The sequence below is a fragment of the Bifidobacterium platyrrhinorum genome, from assembly GCF_010667645.1.
In the GTDB taxonomy this organism is placed as follows: Bacteria; Actinomycetota; Actinomycetes; order Actinomycetales; family Bifidobacteriaceae; genus Bifidobacterium; species Bifidobacterium platyrrhinorum.
This window is the reverse complement of the sequence record NZ_WHZV01000007.1, coordinates 70,174-83,463: the sequence shown is the minus strand read 5'-3', so window position 1 is coordinate 83,463 and position 13,290 is coordinate 70,174. Positions and strand designations below refer to the sequence as shown.

Annotated in this window: 9 protein-coding genes; 7 read left to right on the top strand and 2 right to left on the bottom strand. The window is 68.7% G+C overall.

Annotated elements, in window-relative coordinates:
- Positions 1-95 precede the first annotated feature (95 nt).
- Genes GFD21_RS08260 through nadD form a run of 3 tightly spaced genes read left to right on the top strand, consistent with a single transcriptional unit; the run spans position 96 to position 2,799 of the window.
- Positions 96-1,412, top strand: coding sequence for a glutamate-5-semialdehyde dehydrogenase (locus tag GFD21_RS08260; protein ID WP_191996906.1), 1,317 nt, complete (start codon positions 96-98; stop codon positions 1,410-1,412).
- 44 nt (positions 1,413-1,456) lie between these two features.
- Positions 1,457-2,026 (top strand): phosphoribosylglycinamide synthetase, encoded by a 570-nt coding sequence (locus GFD21_RS08255; RefSeq protein ID WP_163197560.1) that lies wholly within the window; start codon positions 1,457-1,459, stop codon positions 2,024-2,026.
- A 47-nt stretch (positions 2,027-2,073) separates the two neighbouring features.
- Positions 2,074-2,799 (top strand): nicotinate-nucleotide adenylyltransferase, encoded by a 726-nt coding sequence (gene nadD, locus GFD21_RS08250; protein ID WP_163197558.1) that lies wholly within the window; start codon positions 2,074-2,076, stop codon positions 2,797-2,799.
- A gap of 104 nt (positions 2,800-2,903) precedes the next feature.
- On the opposite strand, the gene GFD21_RS08245 is transcribed toward nadD, so the two are convergent.
- Complete coding sequence (locus GFD21_RS08245; RefSeq protein WP_318643749.1) at positions 2,904-4,139, bottom strand: glycoside hydrolase family 3 N-terminal domain-containing protein; 1,236 nt, start codon at positions 4,137-4,139, stop codon at positions 2,904-2,906.
- 181 nt (positions 4,140-4,320) lie between these two features.
- Between GFD21_RS08245 and GFD21_RS08240 the strand changes: the two genes are divergently transcribed.
- From GFD21_RS08240 to mfd, 4 genes are all read left to right on the top strand, one after another.
- Positions 4,321-7,566: a UPF0182 family membrane protein gene (locus GFD21_RS08240; RefSeq protein ID WP_163197507.1), complete on the top strand. Its 3,246-nt coding sequence runs from the start codon at positions 4,321-4,323 to the stop codon at positions 7,564-7,566.
- 307 nt (positions 7,567-7,873) lie between these two features.
- Positions 7,874-8,416, top strand: a complete 543-nt coding sequence (locus GFD21_RS08235) for a GNAT family N-acetyltransferase (RefSeq protein ID WP_163197557.1) — start codon at positions 7,874-7,876, stop codon at positions 8,414-8,416.
- 84 nt (positions 8,417-8,500) lie between these two features.
- Positions 8,501-9,100: an aminoacyl-tRNA hydrolase gene (gene pth, locus GFD21_RS08230; protein ID WP_163197506.1), complete on the top strand. Its 600-nt coding sequence runs from the start codon at positions 8,501-8,503 to the stop codon at positions 9,098-9,100.
- On the top strand, positions 9,090-12,686 hold the full coding sequence (mfd, locus tag GFD21_RS08225) for a transcription-repair coupling factor (RefSeq protein WP_163197505.1): 3,597 nt from the start codon (positions 9,090-9,092) through the stop codon (positions 12,684-12,686). The genes pth and mfd overlap by 11 nt, the downstream gene beginning before the upstream one ends.
- A gap of 56 nt (positions 12,687-12,742) precedes the next feature.
- On the opposite strand, the gene GFD21_RS08220 is transcribed toward mfd, so the two are convergent.
- A complete protein-coding gene (locus GFD21_RS08220; protein WP_163197504.1) occupies positions 12,743-13,228 on the bottom strand; it encodes a GNAT family N-acetyltransferase in 486 nt (161 codons plus the stop codon).
- Positions 13,229-13,290 lie beyond the last annotated feature (62 nt).

The window sequence follows — 13,290 nt, the reverse complement described above, 5'->3', positions numbered from 1 at the left end:
CCTTTCCCATATGCGGGACCGTTCGCCCCGCCCGCCGGTTCCGGCGCGGATGCTGCCGCGCATCCTGACATTGATGTGCGGTAAGGTGAATGGTTATGACGAAGAACGAGGAAGCCGCGGTGCCGCAGTCCGTCTTCGACGCGGTCTGCGCACGCGCCGACGCCGCCGCACGCGCGCAGCGGGCGCTCGCGCGGGCGGACACGGACGCGAAGAACCATCTGCTCGCCGCCGTCGCGGATGCGCTCGACGCACGCGCCGGCGAGATCGCCGAAGCCAACGCCGGGGACATGGCCGCATCCCGCGCGGCCGGCATGGACGAAGGCAAGCTCGACCGCCTGCTCTTCGACGAGGCGCGGGTCGGTGCCGCCGCCGACGGCGTGCGCCACGTCGCCTCCCTGCCCGATCCGGTCGGCGAGATCGTGCGCGGCTACAACCTGCCCAACGGCATGCGTCTGACCCAGACGCGCGTGCCGATCGGCGTCATCGGCATGATCTACGAGGCGCGGCCCAACGTCACCGTCGACGTCGCCTCCCTGTGCCTCAAATCCGGCAACGCGGCGATCCTGCGCGGCGGCCATGCGGCCGAACGCACGAACGCGGCCACGCTCGCCGTGATCGGCGACGTGCTGCGCGCGGAGGGCCTCGACCCGTCACTCGTCGCCACCGTCGACGACTTCGGCCGCGAGGGCGCCACCGCCATGATGGAGGCGCGCGGCCACATCGACCTGCTCGTGCCGCGCGGCGGCAAGGGGCTCATCCGGGCGGTCGTCGAGAACTCGAAGGTGCCGGTCATCGAGACGGGCGCCGGCAACGTGCACATCTACATGGACGCCTCCGGCGACCCCGCCAAGGCGGTCCCGATCATCATCAACGCGAAGACGCAGCGCGTCGGCGTGTGCAACGCCGCCGAGAAACTGCTCGTGCACGGGCGCGTCGCCGCGACGTTCCTGCCCGTGGCCGCCGCCGCGCTCCTCGACGCGGGCGTGACGCTCCACGCCGACGACCGCGCCTACGCGATCATCGACGCCGCCGCGCCGCGGGCCGCGGCGGACGGACTGCTCACGCACGCGACCGCCGAGGACTGGGACACCGAATACCTCGCGCTCGAAATGGGCGTGCGCGTCGTCGGCTCGCTCGACGAGGCCATCGACCACATCAACGCGCACTCCACCGGACACACCGAATCGATCATCGCCGAGGACTACACGGCCGTCGAGGAGTTCACCTCGCGCATCGATTCGGCCGTCGTCATGGTCAACGCCTCCACGCGGTTCACCGACGGCGGCGTGTTCGGCTTCGGCGCGGAACTCGGCATCTCCACGCAGAAGATGCACGCCCGCGGGCCGATGGGCCTGAGGGAGATGACCACCACGAAATGGATCGGATACGGCAGGGGGCAGGTGCGCGCATGAGCGACGTGAACGAAACTACCGACGGGAAGACCATGAACGACGGCATGAGCGTGCCGATCACCGAGCTGCGCGACGACCTCGACCTCGACGACCCGCGCTGCGGGCTCAAGATCGCGGCCGAACGCCTGAGCATCGTGCGGTACGTGTTCCTCGTGCAGATCGAGGACGGCATCGCCTCGGCGTCGCAACGCTCCTCGCTCGAATACGCGGACGCCGTGCTCATCGGCTGGCCCGACGAGCACGCGCCGGACGTCGTCGACCTGGACGACGACCAGCTGAAGGCCGTCCGCTCCCACATGGAGGCGATGGAGGAGTACATCGCGCGCTTCGCCACGCTCGAACGCGAAGGCGACGTGGACGGCATGACCGACACGCTCATCCGCGTCACCGAGCGCGTCGCCGAGGTGCGCCGCCTCTACCAGCCCGACTTCCCGCTGCCCACGTTCGCGGAGATCCGCCGCGTCGTGCAGGACGAATGGGACGAGGACATGGGCAAGATCGACCCGAAGGACGGCAGCCCCACCGCCATGGAGATCGAACAGGAGACCGAACAGGCCGAGCACAACGAATTGCGCGAGGAAGCGGCCGAACGCAAGGCGGAGGGACGCGCGTGAACGCGGCCGGCATCGATGCCGGGGGCCTGAACCCCGGCGAACGCCGCATGTCCGACCTGTCCGTCGATTCGGTGGAGGCGGCGGCCAACGTGGCCAATGCGGGCGCGCCCGGCACCGGCGGCTCCGAATCCGGTCCCGCCTCCGCGCGGGGCGGCGCCACCCGCCGGTCCGCGCGCGGCAACTGGCACGCCACGCCGCGCATCGGCATCATGGGCGGCACGTTCGACCCGATCCACAACGGCCACCTGGTCGCCGCCAGCGAGGTGGCATGGGTGTACGACCTCGACGAGGTGATCTTCGTGCCCACCGGCCGTCCCGTGTTCAAGCTCGACAAACACGTGACCAACGCCGAGGACCGTTATCTGATGACGGTGATCGCCACCGCCTCCAACCCGAAGTTCACCGTCAGCCGCGTCGACATCGACCGTCCCGGCGTGACCTACACCATCGACACGCTGCGCGACATCCGCGCGCAACGGCCCGACGCCGAACTGTTCTTCATCACCGGTGCGGACGCGGTCGCCGAGATCATGCAGTGGAAGGACGCGGAGAAGATGTGGGACCTGGCCCACTTCGTCGCCGTCACCAGGCCCGGCTATTCCTCGCCGGAGGGCGTGAGGCTGCCCGAGGGCAAGGTGGACACGCTGGAGATCCCCGCGCTGGCGATCAGCTCCACCGACGTGCGCCGCCGCGCCGAACACGACGAACCGGTCTGGTACCTCGTGCCGGACGGCGTCGTCCAGTACATCGGCAAGCACGGGCTGTACCGCTAGCGCATCGCCCACGGCCTGCGGTGTTCCCTGTCGGGACACGCTCCGGGCCGCTCAGGCCAAGTCCTTAATGGTCCCGACAGGGAACACCGCAGGCCGCTCCGTTCTCAGTGCATCAGCCCCATCCGGAGCTTGAGGCGCACGACGCGTTCGGCGGAACGCGCGACCTTGGCCGCGAACGCGTCGTCCGCCTTCGCCTTCGCCTCCAGTCCGTCGAGGATCGGCGTGACGTAACCGCTCTGGCCGATGCACGCCAGATCGCCGCCCGCCTCGACGAGACGCACGCCCAACTGGTCGGTCGGCGTGCCGCTGACCGCCGTGGCGGACAGCGAATCCGAGGTGACCACGCCGTCGAAGCCCTGGCGTCCACGCAGGACGCCGTCGATGATCGTCGACGAGAACGCGGCCGGATTGGCGGCGTCGATGGACTGGTAGGTGGCGAGCGACATCATCACCATCGCCGGCCGCGCCTGGCCGATCACCGTATGGAAGGCGGAGATCTCCGCGCCGTCGGCCGTGGTCGTCGTGTCGACGATGCCCTCGGCGGTGAAATCGGTGTTGCCCTTCACCGCGCCCAGACCCGGATAATGCTTGACCGACGCCTGCACGCCCGCGTCGCGCAGCCCCTCGACGAACGCCGCGGCATGCGAGGCGTTGCCGGCCGCGTCAAGACCGAAGTCGCGGTCGAGCGCGCCGATCGGATCGTTCGCCGACCGTTCGCCGACCACCGTGTCCGTCACCGGCGCCAGATCGACGTTGACGCCCGCCTGCGCCAACTGGCCGCCCCAGCCGGCCGCGGACGAGCGCAATCGCGCCGGATCCATGCGTCCCTGTTCCACGGCGCTGGGCATCTCGTCGAAGCCCGCGCCGGACAGATGCTGCACCTGCCCGCCCTCCTGGTCGGTGGCGACGATAAGCCCCGCACCCTGTGGCGCATACGATTGCAGGGTGTCGACCGCCCGTCGCACGTCGGCCACGCCGCCGCGCCAGTTGCCGATGACGAGCACCGAACCCACATGCCGTCCGGAGATCGCGTCCTCGAGCACGGACGGGTCGTCGCCGGCGAACAGCGGCGCCATCACCAGCTGGCCCACGCGCTCCTCAAGCGTCATGCCGTCCACCAGCGCCTTCGCCCTCGCCGTGACCGGGTCGCCCGGCGCCGGAGTCCCGCCCCGCGTCAGCGAGGACGGGCCGGAGCCGCCGGTCGGCGCGGCGTCACCGCCGCGACGGATGTTCGGCAGGCACAGGAACGCCACGACCGACGCCACGACGAGCACGGCGGCCACGACGGCGACCGCCACGCCCGCGGACCCGCGCCGCGTGCGCGCCGCCTTCCGATACACGCCACTGCCGTACCTTCCGTACCTGCCGCGTCCCCGATCGCGCCGATGTCCCGCCATCACCACTCCTTCTCGCGCCGCCTCTTCCGGCGACCGCCTGCGCACGAGGATACACTGCGGCGCGTCTGCGCCCCGGGCGAACGGGCGCGAATTGACATTCCCTACCTATTTGTAGGCTGGAATCATGTCATTCGCAGATATATTCGGTATGTTCGACCCCGATTTCGACCCGCGCGGCAACCGCGGGCGGTCCGGTCGGAACGGATCGCAGGGGCGCGCCGAACGCTCCGACGACGATCCGATCATCATCAACGTCGAGACGGACGGCGACGACGGCGCGGACGCCGGCGCCCGACGCGGCGGGGGAGCGGGACGGCCCCCGTTCGGCCCCGGATTCCCGCGCATCACGCGCAAACCCGGAAGGCCGCGAGGGGGAGTGGACCGCGGCACCAAGGTCCTCATCGGCGTCGTGCTGGCGCTCGCCGTCATCGTCGGCCTGTTCTTCGCCCTCTCGCGCTTCATCACCGACCTCATGTGGTACGGCCAGCTCGGCTTCCAGTCGGTCGTGTGGACGCAGCTGGGCGTCAAGGTCGGCCTGTGGGTCGCGTACGCGCTGCTCATGGGCCTCGTCGGCTTCCTGTCCGCGTGGCTCGCGATCCGGGCCCGCCCCGACTCCGCCGACGGCCGCCGCGTGCGCGTCGACGGCGACGTGGTCGAGGTGAAGCAGACCGTCAGCTCGAAGACCGCGCGCCGCGTCGCCGCCGCGATCTCGGTCATCGTCGGTGCCGTGTTCGGCGCGCAGTTCAACGCGAACTGGGCCGACGTGCTGCTCCTGTTCCACGCGCAGAGCTTCGGCGTCAAGGACCCGCAGTTCGGCCTCGACAACGGCTTCTACGTGTTCGTGCTGCCGGGCCTGCGGCTCGTCATGTCCGCCGTGTCGATGCTGCTGCTCATCGGCATCGTCTTCTCCGTCGCCACCCACGTGATGATGGGCGGCATCCGCCTGACCATGCCGGTGAACGGCCGCGGACTGTTCGCCATCACGAAGCGCGCCCGCCGCCAGATCGCCGTGTGGCTCATGCTCAACATGTTCGCGCTCGCCGCCTCCACCGCGCTCGGCGTGTTCGCGCACCTCACCCAGCAGGGCTCGCGCATCACCGGCGCCACGTACACCACCGTCAACGCGACCATCCCGGTCACGTTCATCATGGCCGCGCTCATCGCGGTCCTCGGCGTCGTGCTCGGCGTGTGGCTCATGCGCTCGCATGCGCTGGAGGGCGCGCAGCCGCTCGGAGTGCGCGCCTCCGCCGCCCTGAAGGCATGGCGTACGCCGGTCGTCGCCATCGCCGTCGTGGTCGTCGTCTCCATGGTTCTGACCATCGTGTGGCCGGCGCTGCTGCAGCGCTTCCGCGTCAACCCGAACGCGCAGGAGATGGAATCCACGTACATCCAGCGCAACATCGACGCCACGCGCGCCGCCTACGGCCTCGACAAGCTCAAGACCGAGAACTACAAGGCCACCACGAAGGGCGAATCCGGCGCGCTGAGCTCGGAGGGCGAGACCACGGCGCAGATCCGCCTGCTCGACCCGCAGGTCGTCTCCCCGACGTTCAAGCAGCTCCAGCAGTCCAAGCAGTACTACACGTTCGCCGACACGCTCGCCGTCGACAAGTACGAGGTGGACGGCAAGAGCCAGGACACGGTCATCGCCGCCCGCGAGCTCGACCTCGCCGGCAACGACAACCGCAACTGGGTGAACGACCACACCGTGTACACGCACGGCTACGGCGTCGTCGCCGCCTACGGCAACAAGGTGACCGCCGACGGCCAGCCCGAGTTCTTCGAATCCGGCATCCCCACGCAGGGCAAGCTCACCGAATCCGAGAAGTACGAGCCGCGCATCTACTTCTCGCCCAACATGAGCGAATACTCGATCGTCGGCGCGCCCGAAGGCACCGCCGCATGGGAGTTCGACTACCCGACCGGGTCGAAGGGCGCGACCAACACGTTCAAGGGGAACAGCGGCCCGTCCGTCGGCAACCTGTTCTCGCGTCTCCTGTACGCGATCCGTTTCGGCTCCGACCAGATCCTCTTCTCCGACCGCGTGACCTCCGCCTCGCAGATTCTCTACGACCGCTCGCCCCGCGAACGCGTCGCCAAGGTTGCCCCGTACCTCACGCTCGACGGCCGCGTCTACCCGGCGGTGGTCGACGGCCGCGTCAAGTGGATCGTCGACGGCTACACCACGTCCGACGCGTACCCGTACTCGCAGATGACCGACCTCGGCTCGGCGACCAAGGACTCCACCACCGTGAGCTCCTCGACCGTGACCGGCCTCGGCTCGCAGCAGGCGAACTACATCCGCAACTCGGTGAAGGCCACCGTCGACGCCTACGATGGCTCCGTCGACCTGTACGTGTGGGACAAGTCCGATCCGGTCATCAGGGCGTGGGAGCAGGTCTTCCCTGGCCAGTACCACCAGCTGTCCGACATCTCCGGCGACCTCATGAGCCACATGCGCTACCCGGAGAACCTGTTCAAGGTGCAGCGCGAGCTGCTCGCCAAGTACCACGTCACCTCCGCCAGCCAGTACTACTCGGGCGAGGACTTCTGGCAGACGCCGGTCGATCCCACCGAGCCGCAGTCCCAGCAGGACCAGGACATCCTCCAGCCGCCCTACTACCTGACGCTGCAGACCGGCGGCACCAAGGAGCCGGTGTTCTCGCTGACCTCCTCGTACATCCCCGCCGGCACGTCGACGCGCGAGATCCTCACCGGATTCCTCTCCGTCGACTCCGACGCGGGCTCGAAGAAGGGCGAGATCGGGCCGAACTACGGCACATTGCGATTGCAGGAGCTGCCCAAGGACTCCAACGTGCCCGGCCCCGGACAGGCGCAGAACAACTTCAACGCGGACGCCGACGTGTCCAAGGAGCTCAACCTCCTGCAATCCGGCTCCACGAACGTGGTGCGCGGCAACCTGCTCACCCTGCCGTTGGGCGGCGGCCTCGTGTACGTGCAGCCCGTGTACGTGAAGTCCTCGGGCGCCACGTCGTTCCCGCTGCTCAAGAAGACGCTCGTCGCGTTCGGCGACCAGGTCGGCTTCGCCGACACGCTCGACGAGGCGCTCGACCAGGTGTTCGGCGGCGACTCGGGCGCCTCCGCGGGGGATGCGGCGAACGTCTCCGGCGGTTCGGATCCGTCTGGCAAGACCGAGGGCGACCAGTCGAAGAAGGACGATTCGTCCTCCCCGTCCGGGTCGCAGTCCTCCACGTCGCGCAGCCCAGAGCTCCAGCAGGCGCTCAACGACGCCGCGCAGGCGATGAAGGACGGCCAGCAGGCCCTGAAGGACGGCGACTGGACCGCCTACGGCGAAGCCCAGAAGGCCCTTCAGGACGCCCTTAACAAGGCCATCGAACTGGAGCGGTGACGAGTCTCTCGTCCCGGTCGTTCTGAACCGCACCCCGATTGTTGGACTGGAGTAATCCGGATTCGATGATCGGAGGTGCGGTTTCTCATGTTCATCCCGCATCAGCGCCGTTCAAGCGGCGCGGGAAATTCCGCGGAACGGGTCCATACGCCCGAATATGTCGCGCCGACAACGCCTCATCGCGACATATTCGGGAGGAAGTCCCCGTTTCCCCGAATATGTCGCGCTGATGACGCCTCAGCGCGACAGAATCCGGAGCATGGGGGCGTTTCCCGGAATTCGTCGCGCCGGATGCTAGCCTGTGGCCATGCCCTATGTGTTCCGCGCCGCGACCGAATCCGATCTCCGGGCCGTCACCGACATCTACAACGCATCCGTCGTCGAAGGAGGCTCCACCGCCGATCTGACGCCGCGCACCTTCGAACAGCGCCGCGCATGGGTCGAATCGCACAAGCCGCCCTACGGGGTGTTCGTCGTCGAGACGGCGGACGGCGGGGATGACGAGGGAATCACCCGTGGCGACGGAACCTCCCATGGGCCGGTCGTCGCCTTCGGTGCCCTGTCCGTCTTCTACGACCGCGCCGGGTACGACGGCGTCACCGACCTCGCCTACTACATCGCGCCGCGATGGCGCCGCCGCGGCGTCGGCACGTTCCTGCTCGACCATCTGCTCGACGAGGCGAGGGAGCGCGGCATGCGCAAGGCCATCGGCGTCATCTTCGCCGACAACGCCGGCTCCATCGCCCTGATGCGCCGCTTCGGCTTCACCCGGTTCGGCGAGCTGCCGGACGCCGCCACCGACTCCACCGGCACGATGCGCGGCATGTCCTACTGGTATCTGGACCTGTGAGCGTCCGCGGCCGGGCCCTCGGCGGCCTTGACTGAGGTGGTGGGTACAATCTGTTCGGTCGAAAACGAGTAAGGAGCAACGTACATGGCATCGGATTTCTGGCTGATCGCGGGACTGGGCAACCCGGGCAAGAAATATGAGGACACGCGACACAACATGGGCTTCATGACCGCCGACGTGCTCGCGGAACGCTGGTCGGTCGCCTTCTCCGACCACAAGGGGCTCGCCATGCTCGGCAAGGGCGCGATGCATCTCGACGGCCGCGCCGTCAAGTTCTTCCTGGCCAAGCCGCTGACCTACATGAACGACTCCGGCAACGCCGTCGCCTCGATCTGCTCCTACTACCAGATCCAACCCGACCACGTCATCGTCATCCACGACGACATGGACCTCGACTTCGGACGCATCAAGGTCAAGGCCGGCGGTTCGGCCGGCGGCCACAACGGCATCAAGTCCATCGACAAGTCGCTGGGCACGCCGAAGTACGCGCGCGTGCGCATGGGCGTCGGCCACGCCCGCCGCGGCGCCAACGCGCACGACAACACCATCAACTGGGTGCTCGGCGGCTTCGGCCCCGACCAGCGCAGGCAGCTGCCCGACTTCCTCATGGACGGCGCCGACGCCGCCGAGGACATCATCTTCAAGGGGCTCGCCAGGACCCAGGAGAAGTTCAATGGCCGCTGACTCCAGGTCCGCGAAGGCCGCCGCATCCGAACGCGACCTCGTCGACGGATCGCTCGCCGGCCTGCTCGAACGGCTCGTCGCGGACGACGCCGCGTTCCGCGACGTGGTTTCGGGGAACATCGCCGGCTCCGCCGACATCGACGACCCGATTATCGTCGGCATGCCCGAAGGCCTGCGGCCGGCGCTCGCCGCCGCCATCGCCCAGGGCGCGGGCGGCAAGGCCGGCAAGCCGGTCGTGCTCGTCGTCGCCTCCGGTCGCGAGGCCGAGGAGACCGTGGGGGCCCTGCGCTCCTGGTACGCGGGCGACCCGAACGACATCGCCCAGCTGGAGGCGTGGGAGACGCTGCCGCACGAGCGGCTCAGCCCCCGCGCCGACACCGTCGCCAGCCGCATGGCCGTCTTCCGCCGTCTGAAGCATCCGAGCGACGCCGATCCGATGTTCGGCCGCATCCGCATCCTCGTCATGCCGGTCCGTTCGCTCATCCAACCGGTCGTCGCCGGCCTCGCCGACGTCGCGCCGCTCGTCTTCACGCAGGGCGAGGAACTCGCTCTCGACGAGGCCGCGGACCGTCTCGTCGAGAACGCATACACGCGCGTCGACTTGGTCATGGACCGCGGCGAGTTCGCGGTGCGCGGCGGCATCCTCGACGTGTTCCCGCCGACCGCGCCCCACCCGGTGCGCATCGAGTTCTTCGGCGACGAGGTCGACGGCATCAGGGAGTTCCACGCCTCCGACCAGCGCACCTACGGCGACGGCCTCACGACCATCTGGGCGACGCCCTGCCGCGAGCTGCAGCTCACCGACCGGGTGCGCGCCCGCGCGAAATCGCTGATCGGGTCGATCCCGAACGCCGACGACATGCTCGAATCGATTGCCAACGCGATTCCCGTCGAGGGCATGGAATCGCTCATGCCCGCGCTCGTCGACGACATGGAGCCGGTGTCCGGCATGCTGCCGGACGGCGCGGCCGTCCTGCTGGGCGACCCGGAAAAGCTGCGCCGCGCCGCCGAGGACCTCGCCAAGACCGCGAACGAGTTCCTTGCCGCCAGCTGGCACGTCGCCGCGTCCGGCCACGGCGCCGGCGCGCCCATCACCTTCGACCAGGCGAGCTTCATCGACTACGACGAGGCGATCTCCGCGCTCGAGCATTCGAGGCACGACGTGATCCGCCTCACCAGCTTCACCGTGGACGCCTCGCGCCCCGGTCGCGTGCAGATCGACGCCGCGAACCCGGGGGAGTACCGCGGCGACGAGGCGAAGGCCGCCGCCGGCATCGAGGGACTCATCGACGCCGGCTACGAGGTCACGGTCACCTCCGCCGCCAAAGGCACGCTCGCGCGTCTCAAGCGCGCCGTCAACGCGACCGGCATCACCCGGTTCGACACGATCCGCTCGCAGGCCGTCGACGGGTTCGTCGACCGGCAGGCGAAGGCCGCCCTGCTCACCGAACGCGACCTGACCGGCCGCACGTCGGCGATGGCGCAGGCGAAGACCCCGAAGCGCCGCCGCAAGGCCATCGACCTGATGGAACTCAAGACCGGCGACTACGTGGTGCACGAGCAGCACGGCATCGGCCGTTTCGTCGAGATGCGCCAGCGCACCATCGGCACCGGCGCGAACCGGACCACACGCGAATACCTCGTCATCGAATACGCGCCGAGCAAGCGGGGCGCCCCGCCGGACAAGCTGTTCATCCCCACCGACCAGCTCGACCTGGTGAGCAAGTACATCGGCGCCGAGGCCCCCAAGCTCAACAAGCTGGGCGGCTCCGACTGGGTCGCCACCAAGGCGAAGGCCCGCAAGCACGTCAAGGAGATCGCCGACGACCTGGTGAAGCTGTATTCGGCCCGCCATCGCACCCCCGGCTTCGCGTTCAGCCCGGACACCCCGTGGCAGAAGGAGCTGGAGGACGCGTTCCCCTACCAGGAGACCGCCGACCAGCTCACCACCATCGACGAGGTCAAGCACGACATGGAGCAGCCCCGCCCGATGGACCGCCTCATCTGCGGCGACGTGGGCTTCGGCAAGACCGAGATCGCGGTGCGCGCCGCGTTCAAGGCCATCCAGGACGGCAAGCAGGTGGCCGTGCTCGTGCCCACCACGCTGCTCGTCCAGCAGCATTACGAGACGTTCACCGAACGCTACGAGGGCTTCCCCGTCAACGTGGCGGCGATGAGCCGCTTCCAGAAACCCAAGGAGATCAAGGAGACCATCGAGGGACTTGCCGAGGGCACCGTGGACGTGGTCATCGGCACGCACAAGCTGCTCAACCCGAAGATCAAGTTCAAGGATCTGGGTCTCGTCATCATCGACGAGGAGCAGCGGTTCGGCGTCGAGCACAAGGAGACGCTCAAGGCCCTCAGAACCAACGTGGACGTGCTGTCCCTATCCGCCACGCCGATCCCGCGCACGTTGGAGATGGCGGTCACCGGCATCCGTGAGATGTCGACGCTCGCCACCCCGCCGGAGGACCGTCTGCCGGTGCTCACCTACGTGGGCGCCTACGAGGACGCGCAGGTCACGGCCGCGGTGCGGCGCGAGCTGCTGCGCGGCGGACAGGTGTTCTACGTGCATAACCGCGTCGAGGACATCGCGCATATCGCCGAGAAGATCCACACGCTCGTGCCGGAGGCGAAGGTCGGCGTCGCGCACGGCAAGATGGGCGAGAAGCAGCTCGACCAGATCATCCGCGACTTCTGGCACCGCGACATCGACGTGCTCGTGTGCACGACGATCATCGAGACCGGCCTGGATATCTCGAACGCGAACACGCTCATCGTCGACCATGCGGACCGCTTCGGCCTCTCGCAGCTCCACCAGCTGCGCGGACGCGTCGGCCGCGGCCGCGAACGCGCGTACGCGTACTTCCTGTACGACCCGTCCAAGCCGATGACCCAGCAGTCGCACGACAGGCTCGCGACGATCGCGCAGAACACGGCGCTGGGATCGGGCTTCGACGTGGCGATGAAGGACCTGGAGCTCAGGGGCACCGGCAACCTGCTCGGCGACCAGCAGTCCGGCCATATCGAGGGCGTCGGCTTCGACCTGTACGTGCGCATGGTCTCCGAGGCCGTCGAGAAGTACAAGGAGCCGGACAAGGCGGCCGAACCGGTGGCCGTGTCCATCGACCTGCCGGTCGAGGCGTCGATCCCGGTGGACTACATCGACTCGGACAAGCTGCGCCTGGAGGCGTACCGCAAGCTCGCCGCCGCACGCGACGAGAACGACCTCAAGGACCTCGCCGAGGAGCTCGTCGACCGTTACGGCCCGCTGCCCGGGGAGTTCGAGATGCTGTTCGGCGTGGCGCGTCTCAAGTTCAAGGCGCGCAGGCTCGGCATCTCGGAGATCCTGGCCCAGTCGAACCGTCTGCGCGTCGGCCGCGTCGACCCGCCCGAGTCGGTGCTCATGCGCATGTCGCGCATCTACAAGGGCTTCCAGTACCGTCCGGTCACGCACCAGATGATCATCCCCACCCCGTTCGCCGGCACGCTCGGCAGGGGGCCGATGCCCGGCGAGCAGGTCATGGACTGGGTGTCCGACCTGCTCAACGATCTGGCCTACGTGCCGGGCGGCAAGCGCCGCTAGGCCGGTGGGGGAGTGCGCCGGCCAGGCGGGGCCATGCGGGCCTGCCTGGCCGGCTCCTACAGAATCGTCTCCATGCCGATCTTGTAGGGCCTGAGGCCCATCCGCTCGTAGAACGCCTGTGCGCCCGGATTGCAGGACCACACGTTGAGCGTCACGTTGTAGCAGCCGGATTCGCGGGCGAAATCGAGCACGTGGCGGTAGACGGCGGTGCCCACGTGGCGGCCGCGCGCCGCCTCGTCCACGCAGATGTCGTCGATGTAGAGCGTCGTGACGTCGGTCAGGACGTGATTGCCGGGGTGCCGCTCGAACACGCAGAACGCGTAGCCGTAGAGCGTCGCGTCGTCGGCGTCGGCGAACGCGCCGAAGACCGGCCGTTCCCCGTCGGCGAGGATCGCGCCGAGCTCGTCGTCGGTGTATTTCGTCGCGTTCGCCCTGAACAGGTCGGGCCGGCCGGCGTGATGGACGTCGGCCACCTGCCGCAGCAGCCGGTGCAGTTCGGGGATGTCGCGCGCCTCGGCGCGGCGGATGTGCATGTCGTTCATGGGGCCCCAGTCTAGTGATGCGGGCCGTCCCCTCCCGTGCGTCCGGCCGTGGCGTGGGACGC

What these genes read in the sequence shown, in the direction of transcription:
- GFD21_RS08260 (WP_191996906.1), top strand. Translation starts at nt 96, where the DNA reads ATGACGAAGAACGAGGAAGCCGCGGTGCCGCAGTCCGTCTTCGACGCG.
- GFD21_RS08255 (WP_163197560.1), top strand. Translation starts at nt 1,457, where the DNA reads ATGAGCGTGCCGATCACCGAGCTGCGCGACGACCTCGACCTCGACGAC.
- nadD (WP_163197558.1), top strand. Translation starts at nt 2,074, where the DNA reads ATGTCCGACCTGTCCGTCGATTCGGTGGAGGCGGCGGCCAACGTGGCC.
- GFD21_RS08240 (WP_163197507.1), top strand. Translation starts at nt 4,321, where the DNA reads ATGTCATTCGCAGATATATTCGGTATGTTCGACCCCGATTTCGACCCG.
- GFD21_RS08235 (WP_163197557.1), top strand. Translation starts at nt 7,874, where the DNA reads ATGCCCTATGTGTTCCGCGCCGCGACCGAATCCGATCTCCGGGCCGTC.
- pth (WP_163197506.1), top strand. Translation starts at nt 8,501, where the DNA reads ATGGCATCGGATTTCTGGCTGATCGCGGGACTGGGCAACCCGGGCAAG.
- mfd (WP_163197505.1), top strand. Translation starts at nt 9,090, where the DNA reads ATGGCCGCTGACTCCAGGTCCGCGAAGGCCGCCGCATCCGAACGCGAC.
- GFD21_RS08220 (WP_163197504.1), bottom strand. Translation starts at nt 13,228, where the DNA reads ATGAACGACATGCACATCCGCCGCGCCGAGGCGCGCGACATCCCCGAA.